Source organism: Bacillus sp. V3B, from assembly GCF_024494465.1.
Taxonomy (GTDB): domain Bacteria; phylum Bacillota; class Bacilli; order Bacillales; family Cytobacillaceae; genus Bacillus_BD.
In genome coordinates this window covers 1-1,180 of the sequence record NZ_JAETXM010000073.1, presented here as the reverse complement: position 1 = coordinate 1,180, position 1,180 = coordinate 1, and the positions used below count along the sequence as shown (strand labels likewise).

The window sequence follows — 1,180 nt, the reverse complement described above, 5'->3', positions numbered from 1 at the left end:
ACAAGTAGACAATTTAGTAAAATCAGTTGATAGTTTACACTTTATTAACGGAGAATATGTACCTTCACTTTCAGGGAAGGTAAAAGAAAATATTAATCCAGCAACAGAGGAAGCTATTAGCAATATTTCACAAGGTGGACAAGAAGAAGTAGATACGGCAGTAGCGGCTGCTAAAGGTGCATTAAAAGGTCCTTGGAAAAAGTTTACGTTGGATCAAAGAATTGCGGTTATTCGTAAAATTGGAGATATCATTCTAGAAAGAAAAGATGAGCTTGCAAGACTTGAATCATTAGATACAGGAAAACCAATTTGGCTATCAACTGCTGTTGATATTTCAAGATCTGCATTTAACTTCCATTTCTTCGCAGATTATCTACGTTCTGTAGGAACAGAAGCATTTGAAACAGATGATGTAGCAATAAACTATTCCATTCGTCGTCCAGTTGGGGTTGTTGGGATCATCAGTCCTTGGAATCTACCTTTATTACTCATGACTTGGAAACTTGCACCAGCTCTTGCAGCCGGTAATACGGTTGTAATCAAGCCAGCAAGTCTAACACCAACAACGGCAACATTGATTGGGGAAATTTGTAAGGAAGCTGGCGTTCCAGATGGTGTAGTGAATGTCGTAAACGGTTCTGGCGGTGTGGTAGGTACAGCGTTGACTGAACATAAAGACGTTGATGCACTTACGTTTACAGGTGAAACAGTGACTGGACAAACGATTATGACTTCAGCAGCTAAAACATTGAAAAAACTTTCTTATGAGCTTGGCGGAAAGAATCCAAATATTATCTTCGCTGATGCTGATTTAGATGAAGTCATTGAAACAACGTTAAAATCAAGTTTTATTAACCAAGGGGAAGTTTGCCTTTGCGGTTCTAGAATCTATGTAGAACGTTCTGCATATGATGAATTCATTCAAAAATTTGTAGCAAAAACAAAAGAGTTGGTTATTGGAGATCCGTTCGATCCAAAAACAAAAGTAGGGGCATTAATCAGTAAAGACCACTATGAACGTGTTCTTAGCTATGTTGATTTGGCAAAAGAAGAAGGCGGAGAAGTTCTAACTGGTGGTGTTCGCCCTGAAGGGTTAGAAAAAGGGTATTATTTAGAACCAACTATTATAACTGGTCTTGATCGCAATTGTCGTGTCGTTAAGGAAGAAATCTTTGGTCCT

The 1,180-nt window shown here is 38.4% G+C and carries 1 protein-coding gene; it reads left to right on the top strand.

The genetic code is table 11. The features are described from left to right. A partial coding sequence (locus JMM81_RS22570; protein WP_256243811.1) for an aldehyde dehydrogenase family protein occupies positions 1-1,180 on the top strand: 1,180 nt, incomplete at both ends.